Annotated in this window: 21 protein-coding genes; 13 read left to right on the plus strand and 8 right to left on the minus strand. The window is 65.2% G+C overall.

Translation table 11 applies throughout. The features are described 5' to 3' along the window. Positions 1 to 303: 303 nt before the first annotated feature. The 3 genes from C8C95_RS03145 (at position 304) to C8C95_RS03155 (ending at position 3404) form a co-directional block, all read left to right on the plus strand. Positions 304 to 1548: a CmpA/NrtA family ABC transporter substrate-binding protein gene (locus C8C95_RS03145; RefSeq protein ID WP_116747614.1), complete on the plus strand. Its 1245-nt coding sequence runs from the start codon at positions 304 to 306 to the stop codon at positions 1546 to 1548. A 63-nt stretch (positions 1549 to 1611) separates the two neighbouring features. After that, positions 1612 to 2574: a nitrate ABC transporter permease gene (ntrB, locus tag C8C95_RS03150; RefSeq protein WP_116747615.1), complete on the plus strand. Its 963-nt coding sequence runs from the start codon at positions 1612 to 1614 to the stop codon at positions 2572 to 2574. Further along, positions 2571 to 3404 (plus strand): ABC transporter ATP-binding protein, encoded by an 834-nt coding sequence (locus tag C8C95_RS03155; protein ID WP_116747616.1) that lies wholly within the window; start codon positions 2571 to 2573, stop codon positions 3402 to 3404. Before ntrB ends, C8C95_RS03155 begins: the two co-directional genes overlap by 4 nt. Positions 3405 to 3631: 227 nt before the next feature. Here the strand turns inward: C8C95_RS03155 and C8C95_RS03165 are convergent, their stop codons facing one another. Together C8C95_RS03165 and C8C95_RS23470 are read right to left on the minus strand one after the other, a co-directional pair. Then, positions 3632 to 4069, minus strand: coding sequence for a CBS domain-containing protein (locus C8C95_RS03165; protein ID WP_015015148.1), 438 nt, complete (start codon positions 4067 to 4069; stop codon positions 3632 to 3634). A 42-nt stretch (positions 4070 to 4111) separates the two neighbouring features. Next, on the minus strand, positions 4112 to 4366 hold the full coding sequence (locus C8C95_RS23470) for a hypothetical protein (RefSeq protein WP_133246205.1): 255 nt from the start codon (positions 4364 to 4366) through the stop codon (positions 4112 to 4114). A 239-nt stretch (positions 4367 to 4605) separates the two neighbouring features. On the opposite strand from C8C95_RS23470, the gene C8C95_RS03170 reads away from it, so the two are divergent. Then, entirely contained in the window at positions 4606 to 4896 is a 291-nt protein-coding gene (locus C8C95_RS03170) for a DUF4148 domain-containing protein (RefSeq protein ID WP_056058312.1), read from the plus strand. A gap of 84 nt (positions 4897 to 4980) precedes the next feature. Then, positions 4981 to 5274 (plus strand): hypothetical protein, encoded by a 294-nt coding sequence (locus tag C8C95_RS03175; RefSeq protein ID WP_056058309.1) that lies wholly within the window; start codon positions 4981 to 4983, stop codon positions 5272 to 5274. Positions 5275 to 5433: 159 nt separating this feature from the next. Here the strand turns inward: C8C95_RS03175 and C8C95_RS03180 are convergent, their stop codons facing one another. Genes C8C95_RS03180 through C8C95_RS03195 form a run of 4 tightly spaced genes read right to left on the minus strand, consistent with a single transcriptional unit; the run spans position 5434 to position 8833 of the window. Next, positions 5434 to 6453 (minus strand): TRAP transporter substrate-binding protein, encoded by a 1020-nt coding sequence (locus C8C95_RS03180; RefSeq protein WP_056058306.1) that lies wholly within the window; start codon positions 6451 to 6453, stop codon positions 5434 to 5436. Between the two features lie 48 nt (positions 6454 to 6501). Beyond that, positions 6502 to 7803, minus strand: a complete 1302-nt coding sequence (locus tag C8C95_RS03185) for a TRAP transporter large permease subunit (RefSeq protein WP_116747617.1) — start codon at positions 7801 to 7803, stop codon at positions 6502 to 6504. Continuing rightward, complete coding sequence (locus C8C95_RS03190; protein WP_116747618.1) at positions 7803 to 8315, minus strand: TRAP transporter small permease subunit; 513 nt, start codon at positions 8313 to 8315, stop codon at positions 7803 to 7805. The genes C8C95_RS03185 and C8C95_RS03190 overlap by 1 nt, the downstream gene beginning before the upstream one ends. Further along, complete coding sequence (locus C8C95_RS03195; RefSeq protein ID WP_243415617.1) at positions 8312 to 8833, minus strand: gluconokinase; 522 nt, start codon at positions 8831 to 8833, stop codon at positions 8312 to 8314. The genes C8C95_RS03190 and C8C95_RS03195 overlap by 4 nt, the downstream gene beginning before the upstream one ends. A 168-nt stretch (positions 8834 to 9001) precedes the next feature. Between C8C95_RS03195 and C8C95_RS03200 the strand changes: the two genes are divergently transcribed. Beyond that, entirely contained in the window at positions 9002 to 10039 is a 1038-nt protein-coding gene (locus tag C8C95_RS03200; RefSeq protein WP_116747620.1) for a LacI family DNA-binding transcriptional regulator, read from the plus strand. A gap of 109 nt (positions 10040 to 10148) precedes the next feature. On the opposite strand, the gene C8C95_RS03205 is transcribed toward C8C95_RS03200, so the two are convergent. Further along, on the minus strand, positions 10149 to 11798 hold the full coding sequence (locus tag C8C95_RS03205) for a methyl-accepting chemotaxis protein (protein WP_116747621.1): 1650 nt from the start codon (positions 11796 to 11798) through the stop codon (positions 10149 to 10151). Positions 11799 to 12285: 487 nt separating this feature from the next. Here C8C95_RS03205 and C8C95_RS03210 point away from each other — a divergent pair, with 487 nt between their 5' ends. Continuing rightward, on the plus strand, positions 12286 to 13500 hold the full coding sequence (locus tag C8C95_RS03210) for an MFS transporter (RefSeq protein WP_116747622.1): 1215 nt from the start codon (positions 12286 to 12288) through the stop codon (positions 13498 to 13500). 113 nt (positions 13501 to 13613) lie between these two features. On the opposite strand, the gene C8C95_RS03215 is transcribed toward C8C95_RS03210, so the two are convergent. Beyond that, on the minus strand, positions 13614 to 15395 hold the full coding sequence (locus tag C8C95_RS03215) for a bifunctional protein-serine/threonine kinase/phosphatase (protein ID WP_116747623.1): 1782 nt from the start codon (positions 15393 to 15395) through the stop codon (positions 13614 to 13616). Between the two features lie 332 nt (positions 15396 to 15727). On the opposite strand from C8C95_RS03215, the gene nirB reads away from it, so the two are divergent. The 6 genes from nirB to cobA all read left to right on the plus strand — a co-directional run bounded on the left by nirB (position 15728) and on the right by cobA (position 24535). Continuing rightward, positions 15728 to 18175, plus strand: coding sequence for a nitrite reductase large subunit NirB (nirB, locus tag C8C95_RS03220; protein WP_116747624.1), 2448 nt, complete (start codon positions 15728 to 15730; stop codon positions 18173 to 18175). Positions 18176 to 18195: 20 nt separating this feature from the next. Beyond that, a complete protein-coding gene (locus tag C8C95_RS03225) occupies positions 18196 to 19008 on the plus strand; it encodes a type IV pili methyl-accepting chemotaxis transducer N-terminal domain-containing protein (RefSeq protein WP_056743962.1) in 813 nt (270 codons plus the stop codon). Positions 19009 to 19076: 68 nt separating this feature from the next. Beyond that, positions 19077 to 19478: a nitrite reductase small subunit NirD gene (gene nirD / locus C8C95_RS03230; protein ID WP_116747625.1), complete on the plus strand. Its 402-nt coding sequence runs from the start codon at positions 19077 to 19079 to the stop codon at positions 19476 to 19478. Positions 19479 to 19605: 127 nt separating this feature from the next. Continuing rightward, on the plus strand, positions 19606 to 22452 hold the full coding sequence (locus C8C95_RS03235; RefSeq protein WP_116747626.1) for a nitrate reductase: 2847 nt from the start codon (positions 19606 to 19608) through the stop codon (positions 22450 to 22452). A 329-nt stretch (positions 22453 to 22781) separates the two neighbouring features. Further along, positions 22782 to 23705: a DNA-binding protein YbiB gene (gene ybiB / locus C8C95_RS03240; RefSeq protein ID WP_116747627.1), complete on the plus strand. Its 924-nt coding sequence runs from the start codon at positions 22782 to 22784 to the stop codon at positions 23703 to 23705. Then, positions 23702 to 24535: a uroporphyrinogen-III C-methyltransferase gene (cobA, locus tag C8C95_RS03245; RefSeq protein WP_116747628.1), complete on the plus strand. Its 834-nt coding sequence runs from the start codon at positions 23702 to 23704 to the stop codon at positions 24533 to 24535. Before ybiB ends, cobA begins: the two co-directional genes overlap by 4 nt. Positions 24536 to 24628 lie beyond the last annotated feature (93 nt).

The raw sequence follows: 24628 nt of genomic DNA on the forward strand, positions 1-24628 counted from the left end.
GCAGGCGTGTAGCGCTTATTGATCAAGCGCAGATAGCTATTCATTCAATAGCAACCAACGCTCCAACATGGCGCAGCAGGCGCTGGCACGCGCTTTGCATTGCACAGTGCAAGACCAATGCAGGTCTAACCACTGACAGCACTGACCCAACGGCGGGCCGGTGCTGGCAAGGAGCCCCGGACCCGTTCCAGGCTCCACCACGGACAAAGGCGTCCCCACCCGCTCCCGGCGTTGCTTTGATGCAGCCAGCCAGGCGCGGTGTGAGGACGCCTTTTTTGTTTTTCACGCCACCAGGGATGCCCCATGACCGATCTGTTGAAAACCAGCCTCAATCGCCGCACCGTGCTGCAGGCCGCCACCGTGGGCGCTGTGGGTGTGAGCCCCGCGCTGCGCGCGCTTGTCCACGCAGCAGGCTCCGACGCCCCCGAGAAGAAGGAAGTCAAGATCGGCTTCATCCCGCTGACCGACTGCGCCAGCGTGGTCATGGCCTCGGTGCTGGGCTTTGACAAGAAATACGGTGTGACCATCGTTCCCAACAAGGAAGCCAGCTGGGCCGGCGTGCGCGACAAGCTGGTCAACGGCGAACTTGACTTTGCCCACGTGCTCTACGGCCTGGTCTATGGGGTGCACCTGGGCACCGCTGGCCCCAAGAAGGAAATGGCCGTGCTGATGAACTTGAACAACAACGGCCAGGCCATCACCCTCTCCAAAGCCCTGGCCGACAAGGGTGCGGTGGACGGCCCATCCCTGGCCAAGCTCATGGCCAGCGAGAAGCGCGAATACACGTTCGCGGGCACCTTCCCCACCGGCACCCACGCGATGTGGATGCACTACTGGCTGGCGGCTGCGGGCATCAACCCGCTGTCGGGCGCCAAGCTCATCACCGTGCCGCCGCCCCAAATGGTGGCCAACATGCGCGTGGGCAACATGGACGGCTTTTGCGTGGGCGAGCCCTGGAACCACCGCGCCATCATGGACGGCATCGGCATCACGGCCAACACCACGCAGGACATCTGGAAGGACCACCCCGAAAAGGTGCTGGGCACCACGGCCGAGTTCGTCAAAAAGTACCCCAACACCACGCGCGCCGTGATGATGGCCGTGCTCGAAGCCAGCCAGTGGATCGATGCCAGCCTGTCCAACAAGATGAAGATGGCCGAGACCGTGGCCGGCAAGGCGTATGTGAACACGGGCGTGGACGCCATCAACCAGCGCATCCTGGGCCGCTACCAGAACGGCCTGGGCAAGACCTGGGACGACCCCAACCACATGAAGTTCTTCAACGACGGCGCGGTGAACTTCCCCTACCTGTCGGACGGCATGTGGTTCCTCACCCAGCACAAGCGCTGGGGCCTGCTCAAGAGCCACCCCGACTACCTCGCCGTGGCCAAGGAAGTCAACCAGGTCGATCTGTACAAGTCGGTGGCCAGCGCCATGAAGATCAGCGTGCCCAAGGATGTGCTGCGCACCAGCAAGCTCATCGACGGCGTGGTGTGGGACGGCAAGGACCCCGCCAAGTACGCCGACGGCTTCAAGATCAAGGCCTGACGGCAAGCCTGCCCCAGCGCCCGCCCGACCACCCCGCCAGCCAGCCCTGCACAGGAGAACACCATGGTCAGTGCCGTCTTTCATTCCCCGTTGGATGCAGCCCCCGTGGCCGCACAGAATGCTATGAATACTGTAGCTGCAAGCGCAACATCCACTAGCGCAAGAAGCCAAAAGGCTGCGACATCTGCCCCCAAGTCACCCGCAGCGCCCACCAGCGTGGCCACTGGCCGCGACTGGTCCGCTCTCTCGCGCAGCTTCTGGCTGGCCGTGCTGCCGCCGCTGTGTGGCCTGGGCCTGCTCATCGGCCTGTGGGCGGTGGTCTCCACCACCACGGGCGGCAGCATCCCCAGCCCCAAGGACACCTGGCTACAGGCGCTGGAAGTGTTCAGCAACCCCTTCTACCGCAACGGCCCCAACGACCAGGGCGTGGGCTGGAATGTGCTGATGAGCCTGCAGCGCGTGGCCATCGGCTTCGGCATGGCGGCGCTGGTGGGCATTCCCGCGGGGTTTGTGATCGGACGCTTCAACTTCTTGTCGCGCATGTTCAATCCGCTCATCAGCCTGCTGCGCCCCGTGTCGCCCCTGGCGTGGCTGCCGATTGGTCTGCTGGTCTTCAAAGGCGCCAACCCGGCGGCCATCTGGACCATCTTCATCTGCTCCATCTGGCCCATGATCATCAACACCGCCGTGGGTGTGCAGCGCGTACCGCAGGACTACATGAACGTGGCCCGCGTGCTCAACCTGAGCGAATGGAAGATCGCCACCAAGATCCTGTTCCCCGCCGTGCTGCCCTACATGCTGACCGGCGTGCGCCTGGCCGTGGGCACCGCGTGGCTGGTGATCGTGGCGGCCGAGATGCTGACCGGCGGCGTGGGCATCGGCTTCTGGGTGTGGGACGAGTGGAACAACCTCAACGTCAAGAACATCATCATCGCAATCTTCGTGATCGGCATCGTCGGGCTGCTGCTGGAGTTTGCACTCATCAAGCTGGCCACCGCATTTACGTTTGAAGAGGTGAAAGCATGAACACGACAGCTCCATCCACCCACCCTTCCATGAGCACCAAGTTCATCGAGATCCACGGCGTCGAGCAGACCTTCAAGACGGCCAAGGGCCTGTTCCCGGCGCTGCGCGACATTCACCTGACGATTGCCAAGGGCGAGTTCGTCGCGCTCATCGGCCACTCGGGCTGCGGCAAGTCCACCCTGCTCAACCTGATCGCGGGCCTGACCACGCCCACCAATGGCGCGCTGCTGTGCGCCAACAAGGAAATCAAGGGCCCGGGGCCGGAGCGCGCGGTGGTGTTCCAGAACCACTCGCTGCTGCCCTGGCTCACCTGCTTTGACAACATCTACCTGGCCGTGGAGCGCGTGTTTGGCGCCAAGGAAACCAAAGCCCAGCTCAAGGCCCGCACCGACGCCGCACTGGCGCTGGTGGGCCTGACCCACGCGGGGCAAAAACGCCCCGGTGAAATCTCGGGCGGCATGAAGCAGCGCGTGGGCATCGCCCGGGCCCTGAGCATGGAGCCCCAGGTGCTGCTGATGGACGAGCCCTTCGGCGCGCTCGACGCCCTGACCCGCGCCAAGCTGCAGGACGAGTTGCTGGAGATCGTGGCGCGCACCCAAAGCACCGTGGTGATGGTGACCCACGACGTGGACGAAGCCGTGCTGCTGTCCGACAAGATCGTGATGATGACCAACGGCCCGGCCGCCACGATTGGCGAGGTGCTGACCGTGGACTTGCCCCGCCCCCGCAAGCGCGTGGAGCTGGCCGAGGACCCGCAGTATGTGCAATACCGCAAGGCGGTGATCGACTTTCTGTACACGCGCCAGGGGCACGTCGAAAAAGCCGCTTGAGCGGCCGGTCAGCAGCGCACCCGGCCGCCCAAAACAAAAGGGCTCTGACCAGATCGGTCAGAGCCTTTATTCGCTGTGTCCGCTTGGCAGAGCCGCCGCACGCGCGCAGCTCCAGACCTGCGCACCCGCGCAAGGGCTGCCCCGCCGCTCTGGGTGCGTCCCCCTTCCCGCATGGCGCAGACCTTCGAGAGAAGGGGGAAGGCGCGCAGCGCCTCAGGGGGTTGCTCCTAGTGACTCCCGGTGATGTAGTTCTCCAACTGCTCAATGATGAATTTCTGCTCGGAGATGATGTCCTTGACCAGGTCGCCAATGGAAATCATGCCCACCAGCTTGCCGCCATCCACCACGGGCAGGTGGCGCAGGCGGTTGTTGCTCATGAGCTGCATGCACTGCTCGCTGGTCTGATCCGGGCGCACAAACATCACGGCCGACGTCATCACATCCTTGACCTGGGTGACGGCTGAAGTGCGCCCCATGAGGGCGATTTTTCGGGCGTAGTCCCGCTCGGTGAAGATGCCGACGATGGACGCGCCCTCGGTCACGATGAGCGCGCCAATGCCCTTGTCAGCCATGAGCTGGAGGGCGTCCAGCACGGAAGCAGCAGGGCTGATGGTATGGACGGTGGCATCGGGTTTGGACTGAAGAATCTTGGCGACTGCGGTCATGGAAACCTCCCTCGTGAAAACGGAAACGGGCACAGGGAGATTTCAGCCCATAAGGCCCGTGCGCGCAACCCACGCAAGCCCCATGTGCAGCGCTTTTTGATCATCTGTTGCACGGCGAATGCAATGGATGTTTCTGCGCCGTTGCATACCGCCTTGCGCGAAACAAACTGAAAAGAAGCGAAACCGCGGCGAGACGACGCCCCCGGCCTGCCCCGGCACGATGGAGCCCATGTTCAACGCACCGACCACGTTCACCTCTGCGGCATCTGTTGCCTGCCAGCGCCCGGCGGATTCCATGGCAAACCGCCAGGGTTCCGAGGGCAGGCAGACACGGCAGACGGCCCGGGAGATTGTTTCCAATACTGGAACAGTTAGTTCGCGACTCAGTGGTTTTTCTCTGAACAGCACCGGCGTACAGTTCATCCCATCGATGAGCCGAACCCGCAAGGCGACTCACCGAACCCGGTGCGAAGCGAGTCGTTTCTGATCTTCACCCGGTTTTTTGAGACGCTTTTTTAACTTCAAGGATTTCCATCATGAACAACACCGCACGTTTCCTGTCTATCGCCGCTGTTGCTGCTTTCGCTTCTTTCGGTGCCCAAGCCGACGAAGCTGACGCTTCGCAGTTCGCCACCCAATTCGAAACCAGCCGCACCCGCGCCGAAGTGATCGCCGAAGCCGCTACGGCTGTGCAAATGCGCAGCCAAGAGCCCGCTGGCTCCCGCGTGGTGACCTACAAGTCCACGGCTGACCGCGCTGCCGTGCGTGCTGAAGCTGCTGCACAAGCCATGCGCACTGGCCGCGTGGGCCCTGCTGAAGGCGGTTGATTCAATTTTTTGAATCCACAGCTTCACCCACCGCGTATTCCAGATACCTCGTCCCCATTTTTTGAATTTCACAGGAGTTTCATCATGAACAAGACTGCCCGTTTCCTCTCTATTGCTGCTGTTGCTGCTTTCGCTTCTTTTGGTGCCCAGGCTGACGAAGCCGATGCTTCGCAGTTCGCCACCAAGTTCGAAACCAACCGCACCCGCGCTGAAGTGGCTGCCGAAGCTGCTACCGTGGCCCAGACCCGCTCCATCGAACCCGCTGGTTCGCGTGTGGTGACCTACAAGTCCACGGCTGACCGCGCTGCCGTGCGTGCCCAGGCTGCTGAAGCCCTGCGCACCGGCCAGATCTCGTCCGGCGAAATCGGCTCCATGTAATTCGCGGGCCTGCACCACGGTGCAGGTAGAAGGTTGCAAATGCCAAAAGGCCGAGGCCCCTGCAGGGGTCTCGGCCTTTTTTGATGGTACTTCGCTAGAAAGAGAAGCTCGAGGCCCGCCTTAGACAGCTTGGCGGCCGCCGAGGGTCTCAGCCAAGATTTACTTGCCCGCGCGCGCCTGGGCCACCGCTGCCTGTACGTCCTTCCACAGCGCTTCGCCCACGTTGGCGGCAATGCTGGCGTTCACGGCGCTGAGCTTGTCGCGCATGCGGTTGGCTTCAGCTGCGGGCAGATCATTGACCTGCATGCCTTTGCCCTTGAGGTCAGCCAGCGCCTTGTCGGCCTCGGCACGGGTGTCCTGGCGTTCAAAGTCGCGGCTCTTCTTGGCGGCGTCGAGCAGCACCTTCTGCTCGGCCTTCGACAGGCCATCCCAGTACTTCTTGCTCACCAGCACGATCCAGGGGCTGTAGACGTGGTTCGTCACCGTGAGGTACTTCTGCACCTCATAGAACTTGCTCGACAGGATGGTGTTGTAGGGGTTCTCCTGGCCGTCCACCGTCTTGGTTTCCAGCGCGGTGAAGAGTTCGGAGAACGGCAGCGGCACCGCATTGGCGCCCAGGGTCTTGAAGCTGTCGAGGAACACGTTGTTCTGCATCACGCGCAGCTTGATGCCGTCCATGTCTTCCAGCTTGTTCACCGGGCGCTTGCTGTTCGTGAGGTTGCGGAACCCGTTCTCCCAGTACACCAGGCCCACCAATCCCTTTTCCTGCAGCTTGTCCATCACCTTTTGGCCCACAGGGCCGTCCAGCACCACATCGGCTTCCTTGGCGTTGTTGAACAGGAACGGCGTGTCCCAGATCGCCATTTCCTTGGTAATGCCCACCAGGGTGGCGGTGGAGCCCACCATCATCTCCTGCGCACCGCCGATCAGGGCCTGCTGCATCTGTACGTCCGAACCCAGTGCGGCGGCACCGATGGCGCGAATCTTCATCTTTCCGCCCGAGGCCTTTTCCACTTCCTGGGCAAACAGCTTGGTGGCCCGGCCCTGGTTGGAGTCCTCGTTCAGGCCATAGCCAAAACGGATGATGCGCGGCTTGAAGTCTTGCGCTGCGGCCTGGAACGAGCAGGTGATGGCAGCGACCGACAGAGCGGCGAGCAGGGTGCGACGGAAAGTTTTCATGGTTGTCTCCATTGGCAAGAAAAACGGGAAAGAGGAACAGGCAAACGGCTAGCGCAGCCAGACGACAGGCGCAGTCACGATCTGCGGGAACACGACCAGCAGCGCCAGGATCAGCACGTAGGTGATGAGAAACGGGTTCACGCCCTTGATGACGCTGTGCATCGAGATGCGCCCCACCCCGGCCACCACGTTGAGCACCGTGCCCACCGGCGGGGTGATGAGGCCGATGGCGCCGTTGAGCACGAACATCAGGCCGAAGTACACCGGGTCGATCCCCGCCTTGACGGCGATGGGCAGCATCACGGGCGCAAAGATCAGGATGGTGGGCGTGAGGTCCAGCGCCGTGCCGATGAGCACCAGCACGATCATCATCACGGCCATCAAGAGGCGCGGGTTCTCCACCAGCGGGCCCAGCCAGTTCGTCAACACATTAGGCAGGTCGGCCAGCGTGATCATGTAGCTGGCCACCTGGGCGCCAGCACACAAAAACATCACGATGGAGGTCGTCTTGGCTGCGCGCACCAGCACGCCGTAGATGTCGGCCAGCTTCATCTCGCGGTGCACGAACAGCGCCACCACCAGGGCGTAGAACGCGGCCACCACGGCGGCTTCCGTGGGGGTGAACACGCCCGTCTTCATGCCGCCGATGATGATGAGCGGCATCAGCATGGCCCAGAAGGCGCGCACGGTGGCGCGCAGACGGCTCTTGATGGGCAGGGGCTCGCCTTGGGGCAGGTCCATGCCGCGCAGCACCCAGCGCCAGGCAAAGATGAGGCCCACGCCCATCATCAGCCCCGGCACGATGCCGGAGACAAACAGCGCCGAGATCGAGGTGTTGGTCGTCACACCGTAGATCACAAAGGGCATGGACGGCGGAATGATGGGTGCGATGATGCCGCCCGAGGCAATCAGCCCGGCGGATGTGTTCATGGGGTAGCCCTGCTGGCGCATCATGGGCAGCAGGATGGTGGCCAGCGCGGCGGTGTCGGCCAAGGCCGAGCCGCTCATGCTCGCCATCAGCACCGCTGCGCCGATGGCCACATAGCCCAGCCCGCCCCGGATGTGACCCACCCAGGCCTGCGCCATGTCGATGATGCGGCGGCTGATGCCGCCGGAGTTCATCAACTCACCCGCCAGGATGAAGAAGGGCACGGCCAGGAGCGGAAAGCTGTCCACCCCGGCCACCAGGTTCTGTGCGAGCAACTGCGCGTCCCAGAAGTCCAGCACCCAGGCCATGCCAGCGCCCGTGAGCACCAGGGCGAGGCCCATGTTCATGCCGGTGCCCATCAGCACCAGCATGCCCAGCGAAAAGACCACAAAGGCCAAGGCTTCAGGCGTCAGTCCGAACATCACTCCACCTCCGCGCCGTGGCCCAGGTCCAAGGGCTTGCGTTGAATCAATTCAATGGTCGCCATCGCTCCGATGGCCACCGCACACAAAAAGGCTGGCAGCGGCAGCAAGGCCGCCGGGTAGGCCATCACCACCGAGCGGCTGCCCATGCCCACCAACACCTGCTGCCAGGCGCCCCAGGCCAGCATGGCGCAAGCGGCGATCACCAGCAGCCGGATCACGGCCGTGAGCACACCAAAGGCCACCGGGCGTTGGGCCAGCAGGCCCGCCAGGCTGGTGAAGGCCATGTGCTCGCCTGCCGGGTAGGCCGCTGCGGCACCGATGAACACCATCCAGACGAACAGCAGGCGCGACAGCTCTTCGCTGGCCGCCACGCCACTGCCAAAGCCGTAGCGCAGCACCACGTTGATGAACACGGCCACGGCCATCACGCCCAGGCAGCTGGCCATGAGCACCTGGGAGATCCGCGCAAAGCGGCTCCGCGGCACGGCTTGTTGTGCGGGGGAACTCATGCGGTCTCCTTCGTGGCCAGCCAGGCGGAGGCTTGCTGTTGCAGCGTGGGCAGGTCCAGCAATGCATCCAGGCGCAGCACGCCCGCCTCGCCCACAGGGGATTCCAGCGTGGCGAACTGACTGTCCACCAAGGCACTGGAGAAAAAATGGGTGCCCGCACGGGCAGCCACGCGTTGGCCTGCGCTCGCGCGGTCGATCTCCAGAAAGACGAAACGCAGCCCGGGGCAGGCGTGGCGCAAGCGGTCCCGGTAGACCTTCTTGAGCGCCGAGCAGGTCAGCACCGCGCCCTGGGGCTGGGCTTGCAGCAGTTGCCCCAAGGTGGTCAGCCATCCTTCACGGTCGGCATCGGTCAGTGCAATGCCCTGGCGCATCTTTTCGCGGCTCGTGGGGCTGTGGTGGTCGTCCCCTTCGATCAGGGGCAGGCCCTCGGCCTGTGCCAGGGCAGAACCCAGGCTCGACTTGCCGCAGCCCGCCACGCCCATGACGACCACAAAAGCCGGTGACGCTTGAAAACTCATATTGGTAGCGCTATCCAAACAATCCATAAAAAAGGCACCCGGTCTGGATGCCGAACAAACTGTGGCAATCTGAGCAACTTGATCCAAAATGGCTGGCGTTGCCTTGCCCAAGAGTTTGGACAGCGCTATCCTAACCAGATCCACCCCCAGCCCCTTGAGGGTTAACCCTTGAACAAACCCGAGACAAAACCCGACGCCAAACGCCGTTCCAGCGGCCGCATCACGCTGAGCGACGTGGCCAAGGCCGCCGAGGTCAGCCCCATCACCGCGTCCCGCGCCTTGCGGGGTGAACGTGGCGTGGCGCAAGAACTGGTGCAGCGCGTGAAGGCCGCGGCAGAGCAACTGGGCTATGTGCCCGACCCCGCCGCCCGCGCACTGGCATCACAGCGCAGCGTGCAGGTGCCGGTGCTGGTGCCGCTGCTGTCCAACGCGCTGTTTGTGGACGTGCTGGAAGCCGTGCACCGCACCCTGTTCCCGCAGGGCTACCAGGCGCTGATCGGCGTGACGCACTACGACCCGCAAGAGGAAGAGCAACTGCTGCGCACCTACCTCGCGCACCGTCCGGCCGGGCTGCTGGTTACCGGCTTTGACCGCACCGAGGCCGCGCGCCACCTGATTGCCGCTAGCGGCGTGCCCTGCGTGCACCTGATGGAGATGACCTCGGCCCCCGGCGTGTTCTGCGTGGGGTTTTCGCAGCAGGATGCAGGCCACAGCATGACGGACCACCTGCTGGCGCGGGGCTACCGAAAGATCGCTTTTGTAGCCGCCCAACTGGACCCCCGCACCATGCAGCGCGCAGAGGGCTACCGCCGCTGTCTGCGCGAAGCGGGCCTGTACGACCCCAAGCTGGAGCTGCTGAGCCCGCAGCCCTCATCGATGCGGCTGGGTGGGGAACTGCTGGAAGAACTGCTGCGCACCCGCCCGGGTGTCGATGCCGTGTTCTTCTGCAACGACGACCTCGCCCAGGGCGGCCTGCTGGCCGCGCAGCGCCTGGGTCTTTCGGTGCCCGGCCAGGTGGCGATTGCGGGCTTCAACGACCTGGCAGGCAGCGACCAGATGCTGCCGCCGCTGACCACGGTGCGCACACCCCGCGCTGCAGTGGGCGAGGCCAGCGCGCGCATGCTGCTGGCGCTGATGCGCGGCGAGGTGCCCGAGCACAACTCGGTGAATCTGGGGTTCGAGCTAACGGTGCGCGAGAGCACCTGATGCCTCCTGGTGCCCTGCGCGCCCGCCCCCGGCAACACGCTGACCGAGGCTTGGCGACATCCGTTGCAGGGAGGCACTGAGGCACCGTGCGGCGCGGCTCCGCAGAAATTCAGGCCGCCGCCAGCGCCCGGCTGCTCGACGAGGCCTTCATCTCCTTGCGAAGCGCCACCGCATCGCGCGACTGGGTGGGTGCCGACGCGTCGATACGGAACACCTGCACCGTCTCGGTCATGGTCTGCGCCTGGCCATTGAGCTGCATGGCCGAGGCCGCGTTCTCCTCCACCAGCGCGGCGTTTTGCTGCGTGATGGTATCGAGCTGCGCCACGGCCGAGTTGACCTGCGAAATGCCGCTGAGCTGCTCATTCGAGGCGCTGTGGATCTCGCCAATCAGTGTGTTGACCCGGCGCACCAGCTCCAGCGACTCGGTCATGGTTTTCTGCGCAGCGTCGGTTTTTTCCTGGCCCTCGGTTACCTTGGTGGCCGAGTCGTCAATGAGCTGGCGGATCTCCTTGGCGGCCGAGAGCGTGCGGTGCGACAGGCTGCGCACCTCGGAGGCCACCACCGCAAAGCCCCGCCCCTGGTCCCCGGCGCGCGCAGCCTCCACTGCGGCGTTGAGGGCAAGGATGTTGGTCTGGAAGGCAATGGAGTCGATCAGCTGCGTGATCTCGCTGATGCGGCCGGATGCGGCCTGGATCTGCTTCATGGTGCTGGCCACACCATCCACAGCGGCACTGCTGCGCTCGGTGACCTGGGTGGCCTGGGTCGCCAACACCGTGGCCTGGCGCGCGGATTCGGCGGTTTGCTTGACGGTGCCAGTGATTTCTTCCATCGACGCGGCTGTCTGCTGCAGGTTGCTGGCCTGCGCCTCGGTGCGCGACGACAGGTCCTGGTTGCCCTGGGCAATCTCGCGGGTGGAGACCTGCATGTGCTCGCTCTCCTGCCGGGCGTCACGCACGATGGACAGCAGGTTCACGTTGAGCTGCGCCAGCGCCTTTTGCAGCTGGCCCACCGTGTCGCTGCGCGATGCCGATATCTTCTGGGTAAGGTCGCCCGCGGCCATGCGGTTGGCCCACAGCAGCATCTGCGACAACGGCGCCACCGTGACCTGGTGCAGGTAGACCGCCATGCCCAGCGCCAGCACCACCACCCCCAGCCACGCGGCCCCTGACGCCAGCGACAGCGTGTGCCCGCCCAGCAAGGCGGCGCACCACGAAGCCACCACCAGCAGCAAGGTACACACCATCATCTTGCCCATGGGCCCCAGCGCCAGAGCCCGGGCCACACGTCCCCACAGGGTGTCTTTGACCAGTTGCCCGGCCGACAGCCGGTGCACCAGCGTGCCCGCCTGCTTTTCGGCCTGCATCTGCTTGTACAGCGACTCGGCCGCCTGGATCTGTTCGCGCGTGGCTTCGGTGCGCACCGACATGTAACCCGTGGGCTGGTCGCCCTGCATGAGCGGGGTGACGTTGGCCATCACCCAGTAAAACGTGCCGTCCTTGCGCCGGTTCTTGACCGGGGCCGACCAGGGGATGCCTTTGGCGATGGTCTCCCACATGTCGCGGTAGGCCTCCTCGGGCATGTCGGGGTGTCGCACGATGTTGTGAGGCTGGCCCAGCAACTCTTCCTTTTCGTAGCCGCTGACCTCGATGAACATCGGGTTGCAGTACAGGATGCGGCCCTTGAGGTCCGTGGTGGACACCAGAGTCTGGCCCTTGGGAAACGCATATTCGTGCTGGCTGACCGGCAGATTGACGCGCATGGGAACCCCATTTCGTAGACGCCTTGTCGCTCCCTGACCGGGCAACACGGCAGTGGAAAAGCCGAACACATCCTAAGACGAATGCAATGGATTTGAAACAGATAAATAGCGCCTCTATCGCCAACTCACCAACTCAGTGCACAACACCAACACTGTGCGTCGCACTCCGCTGCAATGCACCAAAGTGAGCATCCGGCAGAAAATACGCTTCATTTTTGATAGCTGGCAGTGCTTAACTCACAAGCGCTTTCTGGCAATTTCCTCACAATCCCTCCCCCATACCGGCACTGGCATAGCCATTGCTTGCCACTAGGCGCGGCCAACGCTGGCCGCGTGTCAGCCCGGTGCAATGGCGGATTGGGCGAACAGGACGTTGGCGTCTTCATGGAGTGCGTTGGGGCTGGTCAGCCCGCGCGGTCCGTGTGGACGCTTTTTTGTTTTCTGGCCGGGCCAAGGGGCAAGCCCCCTGCCCTTTGCACTCACAGCCATGCATTACTTCAGAGAGTTCCTCAAATCCGGCCACGCCCCCACGCTGTGGGCGTCGTTTCTGTACTTCGGTTTTTCGTGCGCGGTGTGGGTCATCAACGGTGCGATGGCGCCGTTCATCCGCGAGAGCTTCCAGCTCTCCCCCACGCAGATGGGCATGATGCTGTCCATCCCCATTTTTGCGGGCGCGCTGATGCGGTTTCCGCTGGGCATCCTGGCGCAGTACATCGGGCGCAAGCGCGCCACGCTGGTCGAGATGGCGGGCATCTTTGTGGCCATGGGCTACGGCTACCTGTTCGTGCACACCTTCAACGACCTGCTGGCGCTGGGCATTCTGCTGGGCGTAGCGGGGGCCAGTTTTGGCGTGGCACTGTCGCTGGGCTCGGGCTCGTTCCCACCGCGCTTCAAGGGGCTGGCCATGGGCATCGTGGGCGCAGGCAATGTGGGCACGGCGGTAGCCGCACTGCTGGCGCCCGCTCTGGCCCAGAAGTTTGGCTGGCAGGCGGTGTATGGCTTTGCCGCCGTGAGCGTGGCTGTGCCCGCCGTGGTGATGGCGGTGTATGGCAAGGAGCCACCCGACCTCGCTCCCCACGCAACGTTCCGCGAGCACATTGCCTGCCTGTTCGAGAAAGACGGCTGGGCGTTCAGCCTGATCTACGCCGTGACGTTTGGCGGCTTCATCGGCCTGACGGCCTTTTTGCCCAGCTACTTCTACGACCAGTTCGGCGTGAGCAAGGTGCAGGCGGGGCAGCTGACGATGCTGGCGGCCTTTCTGGGTGCGGCACTGCGGGTGATGGGCGGCTGGCTGTCGGACCACTGGGGCGGCGTCAACACGCTCACGGGTGTGCTGGCCATTACCGCCGTGAGCATGGTGCTGTGTGGCCTGGCCGAGAACTCGCTGCCGGTGACGATGCTGCTGTTTTTGGTGTGTTTTGCCGCACTGGGCGCGGGCAACGGCGCGCTGTTCCAGCTGGTACCGCTGCGCTGGCCGCTGTCCACGGCGGTGGCGGGCTCGATGATTGGTGAGATCGGCGCGCTGGGCGGCGGCCTCATCCCCAACGGCATGGGCTTTTCACGCCAGTACACAGGCACCTATCTGTGGGGCTTTGTGGGCATTGCGGTGTGTGCCGCTGCCATGCTGGTGTTGTTGCGGGTGATGCAGATCCGCTGGACCCGCACGTGGGCGGAGAAAGGTGGACGCGCGCGCGGCGCGTGAACGGCGTAGCCGTTAGGGCGCGGCAGCACCTTGCCGCATTTCAAACCAAATAGGCGCCCAGCGCAATTTCCTCATACCTTGATAGCTATATTTTTAATAGCAAATCAATCACCTCACCTCGGCAAAAACAGCAGCCAGTACACCAGCAGCAGGTTCACCAGCACGCTCACTGCCAGCGCGATCTTCCACAGCGCCGTGGCATCGCGTTGCATCAGCGGCTGTGGGCCTGGGGCGGACAAGGGGCGTGACGCACCCCGTTCCAGCGCCAGCAGCAACTCCTCGGCGGTTTCAAAGCGCTGCGTGCGCTGGCGGGCCACGGCCTTCAATGCGATCTGGTCCAGCCAGATGGGCACGCTGGGGTGGTGGCGGCTGGGCGCCACCGGGTCGCGGTGGTAGCGACCCAGCTGGTACTGCACCACCTCGCCATAGGGCAGGCGCCCATGGCTCAGCAGCTGGTACAGCGTGACGCCCAGGGCAAACAGATCGCTGCCCGCATCGGGCAACTGGCCGGCAGGGTCCCCGTTCTTTTCATAGCCCGGCCACTGCTCGGGGTTCATGTAGCTGGGGGTGCCTGCGTGCAGGCGGCGCGTGGCCTCGGGCTCGCGGCCCGACAGGGCCACGCCCAGGTCCAGCACCCGCAGCACGCCGTCGTCGCCCAGGTGCAGGTTGTCGGGCTTGATGTCGCGGTGCACCACCCCTTGCCGATGCAGCCAGCCCAGCACCTGCGCCGCCTGCATCACCACCGACACGGCCTGCGGCACGCCCAGGTGCTGGCGGCCGCGCAGGCGCTGGCCCAGGGTCTGGCCCGCATGCCAGTCATAGAGCAGATAAAACGCACTGGCACCAGGGCTTGCACCGCCCTGCTCTGGCGGCCAGGTGTTCAGGCGCGCAAGGTGCACCGCCGCATGGCCGGACTGCATGCGCCGGGCCACCCAGGCCTCATGCGCCAAAGTGGCGCGCTCGTGCGCATCGTGCGCGCGGGCGGGCACCAGCGTCTTGAGCGCGTACAGCCGCTGTGTGGCCGGGTCGCGCACCTGGTAGATGCGGTGCACCCCGCTGTCGGCCACCAGCGCGGTCACCACCAGGCCATCCACCGGCTCGCCCACCTTGAGCAACGGCAACACTGGCAAGTGCTGCGCCCGGCGGGACTCATCCTGCAAGGTGGCTTCCAGCGCCCCCTGCACCCGCACCACCAGCGCGGTCACGTTGTCGGTGCTGCCCCGGCGCAGGGCTGCGCGTGTGATCTCCTCGCTCAGCGCCTGGGCGCTGACGGCACTGGCGGCGTTGGCATCCTGCGGCTGCAGCAGCAACTGGCGCAGTTCACGCTCGGGCAGGCTGCCGTGCACGCCGTCGGACAGCAGCACCAGCAGGTCGCCGCTGTGCAGTTCGCCCTGGCTGTAATCCACCACCACATGGTCGTCCAGGCCCATGGCGCGGGTGAGCTGGTGCGCCAGGTCACGCTGCGCCATCACATGGTCGGTCGTCAGCAGTTGCAGCCGGCCGCCCCGCAGCAGATAGGCACGCGTATCGCCCACATGGGCCAGCGTGTACGACTGGCCGCGCAGCACCACGGCGGTGAGCGTGGTCAGGCCCACGGCGGGCTGGCGGCGCCGGTTCATCGACGCGAGCCAGCCGTTGTGCGCGCTCAGGATGCGGTCCAGCGCCACGGTGGTGTCCCAGGTGTCGGGCGTGGCGAAGTAGTCGTTCACCAGGGTGTTCACCGTGGTCTGTGCGGCTTCGCGGCCCTTGCCTCCGGTGCTCACACCATCGGCAATGGCAGCGATGGCACCGCGTTCGCGGTCGCGCCCCTGCCCCTGCACCAGGGCGGCAAAGTCTTCATTGACTTCGTTGCGCCCGGCCTGCGAGGTGTGGCCGATGTCCAGTTCAAAACTCATGCACCACCTCCATGCAGGTTCCATGCCCAAGGTGGTGCATGCACGCACCGCGCCGCGCAGCCGAGCCACCCGTCAACACCCAAAACTCCGCCCTCGGCAGGGCGGACAACACCGGATCACCCCACATCAGTGCACAAACTCTGGCACGGGCATTGCTTACCCGAAGCAACGGCCCAGCTGGGCCACGCAATTCAGCGGTGCAACGGCGCACCAAGGGGTTGTATGGACGAAGGCGTCCCCACATGCGGTTTCGATGGAATGTCGGAGCTGCATCGTGTGGACGCCTTTTTTGTTTTTTGCATCGCCCAGGCGATGGAACCGACGGAGTCACGATGAAAAAGCTCAAACTGGTGATGGTGGGGAACGGCATGGCCGGTGTGCGCACGCTGGAAGAGCTGCTCAAGATTGCCCCTGATCTGTATGACATCACGGTCTTCGGGGCCGAGCCGCACCCCAACTACAACCGCATTCTGCTGTCGCCGGTGCTGGCTGGCGAGCAGACCATCGACGAGATCATCCTCAACGACTGGCAGTGGTACGCCGACAACCACATCACGCTGCACACCGGTTTCACCGTGACCGACGTGGACCGCGTGCGCCGCGTGGTGAGCGCAAGCAGCAAGGACGGCGATGTGATCACCGCCGAGTACGACCGCCTCATCATGGCCACGGGCTCCAACCCCTTCATCCTGCCCGTGCCCGGCAAGGACCTGAAAGGCGTGCTGGCCTACCGCGACATCGCCGACACACAGGCCATGATCGACGCAGCCGCCACGTACAAGCATGCGGTGGTCATCGGCGGCGGCCTGCTGGGCCTGGAAGCCGCCAATGGCCTCATGAAGCGCGGCATGACCGTGAGCGTGGTGCACGTGATGCCCTCGCTGATGGAGCGCCAGCTCGATGACGTGGCGGGCAAGATGCTGCAGAAGTCGCTGGAAGACCGTGGCATGCGCTTTTTGATGGGTGCGCAGACCCAGGAGCTGGTGGGCAATGCCGAAGGCCGGGTGGCCAGCGTCAAGTTCAAGGACGGCACCGAAGTGCCTGCCGACCTGGTGGTGATGGCCGTGGGTATCCGCCCCAACACGCAGCTCGCCGAAAAGATGCGCCTGCACGTGAACCGCGGCATTGTCGTGAGCGACACGCTGCAGACCACCACCGACGCCCGCATCTATGCCGTGGGCGAATGCGCGGCACACCGGGGCATTGCCTATGGCCTGGTGGCCCCGCTGTTCGAGCAGGGCAAAGTGCTGGCCAACCACTTGGCCGAGTTCGGCATCGGCCGCTACCAGGGCTCGCTCACCTCCACCAAGCTCAAGGTCACGGGCATCGACCTGTTCAGCGCGGGCGACTTCCAGGGCGGCGACAACACCGAAGAGATCGTGATGAGCGACCCCTTTGGCGGCGTGTACAAGAAGCTGGTCATCAAGGACGACAAGCTGGTGGGCGCCTGCCTCTATGGCGATACGGTGGACGGCAGCTGGTACTTCAAGCTGCTGCGCGATGGCCGCAGCGTGACCGACATTCGCGACAAGCTGATGTTTGGCGAATCGCACCTGGGCGACACCGGCCACCAGGGCCAGAGCAAGGCCGCCGCCATGCAGGACAGCGACGAGGTCTGCGGCTGCAACGGCGTGACCAAGGGCGCCATCTGCAAGGCCATCAAGGACAAGGGCCTGTTCACGCTGGATGAAGTGCGCAAGCACACCAAGGCCAGCGCATCGTGCGGATCGTGCACGGGCCTGGTCGAGCAGATCATCATGTTCACTGCCGGTGGCGACTACAGCGCCACGCCCAAGACCAAGGCCATGTGCGGCTGCACCGACCACGGCCACCAGGCGGTGCGCGACGCGATCCGCGCCAACAAGCTGCTGAGCATTGGCGATGTGTTCAAGTTCATGGAGTGGAAGACGCCCAACGGCTGCGCATCCTGCCGCCCCGCCGTCAACTACTACCTCATCAGCACCTGGCCCAAGGACGCGAAGGACGACCCGCAAAGCCGCGCCATCAACGAGCGCAGCCACGCCAACATCCAGAAAGACGGCACCTACAGCGTCATACCCCGCATGTGGGGCGGCGAAACCACGGCCGACGAGCTGCGCCGCATTGCCGACGCGGCCGACAAGTACAACATCCCCACCATCAAGGTCACGGGGGGCCAGCGCATCGATTTGCTGGGCGTGAAGAAAGAAGACCTGGTCAACGTCTGGAAGGACATCGGCATGCCCAGCGGCCATGCCTATGCCAAGGCACTGCGCACAGTGAAGACCTGCGTGGGCAGCGAGTGGTGCCGCATGGGCACCCAGGACAGCACCCAGATGGGCAAGGACCTGGAGCGCGCCATGTGGCGCATGTACGCCCCGCACAAGGTCAAGTTTGCGGTGTCGGGCTGCCCGCGCAACTGCGCAGAAGCCGGCATCAAGGACGTGGGCATCATCGGCGTGGACAGCGGCTGGGAGATGTACGTGGCCGGCAACGGCGGCATCAAGACCGAGGTGGCGCACTTCTTCACCAAGCTGAAAACCGCCGAGGAAGTGCTGGAGTACACCGGCGCGTTCTGCGAGCTGTACCGCCAGGAAGGCTGGTACCTGGAGCGCACCGTGCACTACGTGAGCCGCGTGGGCCTGGACTATGTGAAAAAGCGCATTCTGGAAGACCACGAAGGCCGCAAGGCGCTGTGGGAGCAGCTGCAGTTCGCGCTGGACGGCGAGCCTGACCCCTGGTTCGAGTTTGACAAGGCAGCCGTGGACACGCGCCAGTTTGCCGCGCTGACGGCTGCCTGAAGCGCCCGGAGCCCCACACCATGCAACGCCGCACCTTGCTGACCGCCGCCGGCTACACCACGGCCTGGAGCACCCTGGGCATCATGTCGCTGGGCACCGCCCAGGCCCAGGTCACTGACCTGAACGACGCCATCAACAAGGCAGGTCGCCAGCGCATGCTGAGCCAGCGCATGGGCAAGGCCTGGCTGGCGTTGGCGCACAAATCCGACACGCCTGCTGCACGCGCCGTGCTGGACCAGTCGCTGGCGCTGTTCGAGCGCCAGCTGGGCGAACTCAAGGCCTACGCGCCCTCGCCCACCATCCGCGACACCTACACCAAGCTGGAATCGGCCTGGACCGACCACAAGGCCACGCTGCTGGGCACCAGCCCGTCGCGCGACGGCGCTGCCGCCTTGCTGCAGGCCGACGCCAAGGTGCTGGCCCTGGCCCACCAGGGCACCGTGCAGTACGAAGCCGCCTCGGGCAAGCCCGTGGGCAAGCTGGTCAACGTGGCAGGCCGCCAGCGCATGCTGAGCCAGCGCATGGCCAAGTTCTGCCTGTCGGCCATGCTGGGGGTGGACACCTCCACCGCCACCACCGAGATCGCCAAGGCGCGTGACGAGTTCATCAGCGCCACCGAGCTGCTGCGCAATGCCCCACAGGCCACCGATCGCATCCGGCAAGAGCTGCTGCTGGCCGATGGCCAGTGGGTGTTTTTTGACGCCGCGTTGCAACGCCTGGGCACCAGCAACAACACCTTCCGCCAGGTGTCTGAAGTGTTTGTGAGCAGCGAAAACCTGCTCGCCAGCATGGACCGCGTGACCGGCCTGTATGCAGCGCTGGGCAGCAGCTGAAGGCCTGCCCTGCAACGGCCCCCTGCGCGCCCCTGACATCCCACCGAACAACACCAAGGACGATTCCCATGACCACCAACAACCCAACCCCTGAATGGAAGCTGATCTGCCGGGTGGACGACATCCCCGTGCTGGGCTCACGCCGCGTGGCGCGCCCCCAGGGCCTGGACGTGGCCATCTTCCGCAACGACGCCGGTGGCGTGTTCGCGCTGCTGGACCGCTGCCCGCACAAGGGCGGCCCGCTGAGCCAGGGCATCGTGTTTGGCACCCATGTGGCGTGCCCCCTGCACAACTGGACCATTGGCCTGTGCGACGGCCAGGCCTCGGCGCCCGATGAGGGCTGCACGCCGAAGTTTGCCGTGAAGGTGGAAGACGGCACGGTGTACCTGGACGCGAGCGAGCTGGCGACGGTGGCCACGGATTTGACGCGCCCCATCGCAGGGCCTGCGCGCAGAACGGTGGGCGTGTGAGCGGTGGAGAGTGTTGCGCCCCAGGCGCCGCATGCGTACCCGGCGAGGACACGACAACACTATCAAAATAATAGCTGACAGCGCAACATGCACTAGCGCCTGAGGCCAAAACAACCCCAACCACGCCATGCAAGAAACCAAATCCACCTGCCCCTACTGCGGCGTAGGCTGCGGCGTGATCATCGAAAGCACAGGCACCCTGATCACCGGTGTGCGCGGCGACCCCACACACCCCGCCAACTTTGGCCGCCTGTGCACCAAGGGCTCGACCCTGCACCTCACAGCCACCAGCCCGGTCACCCTGCAAACCCGCCTGCTGCACCCCCTGCAACGCGCACAGCGCAGCGAAGCCGCCCTGCCCGTGACCTGGGATGCCGCACTGACGTTGGCGGCCGACCGGTTCGCCCACACCATCGCCCAGCACGGCCCTGACGCCGTGGGCTTCTACGTCAGCGGCCAGTTGCTCACCGAGGACTACTACGTCTTCAACAAGCTCGCCAAGGGCCTGATCGGCACCAACAACATCGACACCAACTCGCGCCTGTGCATGAGCAGCGCTGTGGCCGGCTACAAGCAAACACTGGGTGCCGACGCGCCGCCCGCCTGCTACGACGACGTGAACCACGCGCAGTGCCTGTTCATCGTGGGCAGCAATGCGGCCTGGGCCCACCCCATCCTGTTCCGCCGCATCGAAGACGCACGCGCCGCCAACCCGGGCATGAAGGTCATCGTGGCCGACCCGCGCCGCACCGACACGGCGGGCATGGCCGACCTGTTCCTGCCCATCCAGCCCGGCAGCGACGTGATGCTGTTCAACGGCATGCTGCACATCATGCTGTGGGAGGGCTGGGTCGATACCGCCTACATCGCCGCACACACCACGGGCTTTGACGAACTGAAGGCCCTGGTGCGCGACGCCACGCCCGAGCGTGTGGCGCAGACCTGCGGCATCAGCGTGGCCGACCTGACCACCGCCGCCAAATGGTTCGCCACCTCCAAAGCGACCCTGAGCCTCTACTGCCAGGGCCTCAACCAAAGCAGCAGCGGCACGGCCAAGAACGCCACACTCATCAACCTGCACCTGGCCACCGCGCAGATCGGCAAACCCGGCGCGGGCCCCTTCAGCCTGACGGGCCAGCCCAACGCCATGGGCGGGCGCGAAGTGGGTGGCCTGGCCAACTTGCTCAGCGCCCACCGCGACCTGGCCAACCCGCAGCACCGCGCCGAAGTCGCCGCGCTCTGGGGCGTGGCCGATGTGCCCAGCAAGCCCGGCAAGACGGCCGTAGAGATGTTCCAGGCCGCCGCCGACGGCGAGATCAAGGCCCTGTGGATTGCCTGCACCAACCCCGCGCAAAGCATGCCCGACCAGGCCACCGTGCGCCGCGCCCTGCAGCGCGCCGAGTTTGTGGTGGTGCAAGAAGCCTTTGCCACTGCCGCCACCTGCGCCTTTGCCGACCTGCTGCTGCCCGCCACCACCTGGGGTGAAAAGACCGGCACGGTGACCAACAGCGAGCGCCGCATCTCGCGCGTGCGCACGGCCGTGCCCGCACCCGGCCTGGCGCGCCACGACTGGGCCATTGCGGTGCAGTTTGCGCACCAGCTGGAGGCACGCCTGCGGCCTGGCGCACCCACGCTGTTCCCCTACGCCACAGACGCGGCCGATATGGGCGCAGAAGCCGTGTGGAAGGAGCACCGCGAGAGCACACGCGGGCGTGACCTGGACATCACGGGGCTGTCCTGGGAGATGCTTGAAGCCCAAGGCCCGCAGCAGTGGCCACTGGAGGATGGCACCACCACCGGCAAGGCCCGCCTGTACGAAGATGGCGTGTTCCCCACCGCCGACGGCCGCGCGCGTTTTGCTGCGCATGCATGGCAACCCACTGCCGAGCCCCGCGAATCGCGCTACCCCTTCAGCCTGACCACGGGCCGGCTGCGCGACCAGTGGCACGGCATGACCCGCACCGGCACGCTGGGCCGCCTGTTTGGCCATGTGGCCGAACCCAGCCTGCAGATGCACCCGCAGGACATGGAGCGGCGCAAGCTGGCCAGCGGCGACCTGGTGCATGTGACCAGCAAGCGCGGCTCCATCGTGGTGCCCGTGCAGGCCGACACCACGCTGGGCCTGTCGCAGGTGTTCATGGCGATGCACTGGGGCAGCGAATTTTTGAGCGGCGTGTCCTCCACCGGCGAGCGGCTGGCGGGTGTGAATGCGCTCACCACCTCGGCGTTCTGCCCCACCTCCAAACAGCCCGAGCTGAAACACGCGGCCGTCAAGGTGCTCAAGGCCGAACTGCCGTGGACGCTGCTGGCCATGGCCTGGCTGCCTGCCGAAGGTGCACTGGCAGCGCGCGAAGCCTTGTCTGCGCTGATGGCGCAGTTTCCCTATTTTCAGTACACGAGTTGCGTCCCCTTCAGCAACAACACCCCGCTGGATGAGCCCGGCCGCGAGCGCACTGGCGTGCTGCTGCGCGCCGCCGCCCACGAGGCACCGCCCGATGCGTTGATCGCACAGATCGAAGCCCTGCTGGGCATGGCAGGCGCCGACACGCTGCGTTATGCCGACAAAAAACGCGGCCAGCGCCGCGCCGCACGGCTGGCCCGCCAGGGCGACAACACCACGCTCGAAGGCATCGTGCTCGCTGGCGACACCAGCGCCGAAGGCTGGCTCAAGACCCTGCTGCAGGAAGAGCTTCCTACACAGACCTACGGCCGCCTGCTGCTGGTGCCCGGCGCCAAGGCCCCCGTGGCCGTGCAGTCGCGCGGCAAACCGGTGTGCACCTGCTTCAACGTGACAGACGCCGCCATCACCGCCCAACTGGCGCACTGCCATGGCACCGACGACGACCGCCTGGCGCAACTGCAAGGCCAACTGCGCTGCGGCACCAACTGCGGCTCGTGCGTGCCCGAACTCAAGCGAATGGTGAGATCCACGGGACCGCTGGCATCCAAACCGCTCGCGCAGGCCGTCATATAACCAAAAGTTCTCTTGCTTGCAGGAAAATAGCCCTCGAACCAACAAACCCCACCAGGACTTGTGCAGCAGGGCTCCAGCTAGGCGCTTTCGGCGCAGACAGTACGCATGTACGGCAAGCCGAGATAACGACGCCAGTGTGGTGTTGCACGCTAAATGGCACATGAAAACCGATGGATTTTTGGTCAGGGCAAGGCGCAAACCACAGCGATACCCGGAGGTATCGCGAGGATTTGCAACGCAGCCCTGGCCGAAAAGACACGGTTTGAAGTGCCAGATAGCGTGCAACACCACACTAGAGCCCTGTTTCACAAGTCCCGCCAACAAAAGCCATGGGCATTAGCCAGTACATCAAGGAAATCGGCCGCGGCGCGCGCGGCGCCAAGCCGCTGACGCGCGAGCAGGCCACGGACCTGTTCGGCCAGGTGCTGGATGGCGCCGTGACCGACCTGGAGATTGGCGCCTTCTGCCTGGCCATGCGTATCAAGGGCGAGACGTCCGAGGAGATGTGCGGCTTTCTGGATGCCACGCACAGCCGCCTGACGCTGCTGCCCGCCACCGACCGCCCGCTGATCGTGCTGCCCAGCTACAACGGCGCGCGCAAGCTGCCGGTGCTGACGCCGCTGCTGGCGCTGCTGCTGGCCCGTCAAGGGTTGCCCGTGCTGCTGCACGGCATGCGCACCGAGGCGCGGCGCGTTTTGGCATCGGATGTGCTCAATGCGCTAGAAGTACCTGCCCTGACAGCTCCTGAAAAGATAGCAAATGGCACGGTCCGCCATATCCACACCCAGCACCTGCACGCAGGGCTGGCACGCCTGCTGGCCGTGCGCGAGGTGGTGGGCCTGCGCAACCCAGGGCACAGTGTGGTCAAGCTGATGAGCCCGTGCGCGGGGCCATCGGTGGTGGTCACGGCGTACACGCACCCCGAATATTTCGAGATGCTGCAGAGCACCTTCCGCACCCTGGGGATGAACGCGTTGCTCTCGCGCGGGCTGGAGGGCGAGGTCGCCACGGACCCACGCCGCACCCCCCGCTACGACGGCTTTGTGCACGGCGTGCATACGGTGCTGGAGGCACAACAACCGGGCACGGCCAGCGAGGTGCCCGGCCTGCCCGCCGAGATCGATGTGGCCACCACAGCCACCTACACGCGCCAGGTGCTGGCGGGCGATTTGCCCATTCCACACGCCATTGAACGGCAGGTGGAACATATCTTGCGACTGGTCGATCAAACCGTTTCGGAGACATCCCCATGAGCCGCCCCACGCCTTCCACCACATCGCCCACACCCCCACCCCACCTGGGCACCGGCGGCAGCTGCACGTTGGTGGGCGCAGGCCCGGGCGACCCGGAGTTGCTCACCCTCAAGGCGCTCAAGGCCATCCAGGCGGCCACCGTGCTGCTGGTGGATGACCTGGTGAGCGATGCCATCGTGGAGCACGCATCGCCCACGGCGCGCATCGTCTACGTGGGCAAGCGCGGCGGCTGCAAAAGCACGCCACAGGCCTTCATCGAAAAGCTGATGCTGATGGCCGTGAACGAAGGCGAGAACGTGGTGCGCCTCAAGGGCGGCGACCCCTTCATCTTCGGCCGGGGTGGCGAAGAGGTGGAGCACCTGCGTGCCGCAGGCGTGCAGGTCACCGTCATCAACGGCATCACCGCAGGACTGGCGGGCCTGACCTCGCTGGGCGCACCGCTCACCCACCGCGAGCACGCGCATGGCGTGGTGTTTGTCACCGGCCACGCCAAGCCCGGCGACGCGGGCACTGACTGGCGCCAACTGGCCGCCACGGCGCGCGACGCCAAGCTCACGCTGGTCATCTACATGGGCGTAAGCGGCGCCGCCACCATCGAGCAGGAACTGCTCACCGGCCTGCCCGCCGACACGCCTGTAGCCGTCATCCAGCACGCCAGCCTGCCACACCAGCGGCATGCCATCACCACACTGGGTTCACTGCACGCCACCATCACCCGCGAAGGGCTGGCCAGTCCTTCGGTGATTGTGGTGGGCGATGTGGTGCGCGGTGTCGCACTGGCCGTGCAGGACGCTGGCGCAGTGCCGCTGCAGGCCCGGCGCGCGGGCTGAGCACACACAACGACCCCCACAATTCCACAGTCCCGATTGCGCGCTGCGCAGGTCGGAGATGCACCGTGCGCGAGCGCAAACCAATGTGCTTCA

The sequence above is a fragment of the Acidovorax sp. 99 genome, assembly GCF_003096455.1.
Taxonomy (GTDB): Bacteria; Pseudomonadota; Gammaproteobacteria; order Burkholderiales; family Burkholderiaceae_C; genus Acidovorax; species Acidovorax delafieldii.